The sequence below is a fragment of the Vibrio sp. Y176 genome (assembly GCF_033438945.1).
Genome location: NZ_JAWOQS010000808.1, coordinates 1 through 602, shown reverse-complemented (window position 1 = coordinate 602; position 602 = coordinate 1). Strand labels below are relative to the sequence as shown.

Sequence of the window (602 nt, the reverse complement as noted above, 5' to 3'; positions counted from 1 at the left end):
AGTTGAGTTGAGATGTTTGTAGTTGAAGCGTTGAATAACTCAAGTTATGTGCAATATAGGTAATTGATTATATTGTGTTAATTGGAAGCATTGCAGAGCTAGGTAAGATATAAACCTAAAGGTGACGGTATGAGCATACAATCAACAATTATCGAATACGCTGTAGCAATAATAGGCTTACTTTTAACAGGCGTTGCCCTCTGAGCTCGAAAGCTCAGAGGATACATAACCTTAACGATTAATGTTGTAACGAGCGATTGCCGCTTCTTCTGACGTTACAACAGTTTTACCGATAGGCGCGAGGGAAATTACGGCCAGTTTCAGGTGTTGAAGTGCAAACGGAATACCAAAAATGGTAACGAAACACGCTGCGGCGGATAGGATATGACCGATTGCCAGCCACAAACCTGCAAACACAAACCAAAGTACGTTGCCGATGACGCCTAGCGGACTCGTGCCAATATCCATTTCATTGGTTAGTTCATCACGCGAAATGGCTTCTTTGCCGAATGGGAAAAACGAAAAGTTACCCATGACGAAACAAGCTCGCCCCCACGGAATCCCGATGATGCGGATGAACTCAAGAAAACCGAATAGCCACC

At 43.7% G+C, this 602-nt stretch carries 1 protein-coding gene; it reads right to left on the bottom strand.

What is annotated here, in order from left to right; genetic code table 11:
- Positions 1-231: 231 nt before the first annotated feature.
- On the bottom strand, positions 232-602 hold a 371-nt coding region (locus tag R7O13_RS28775), incomplete at its 5' end, for a YccF domain-containing protein (protein WP_318305449.1).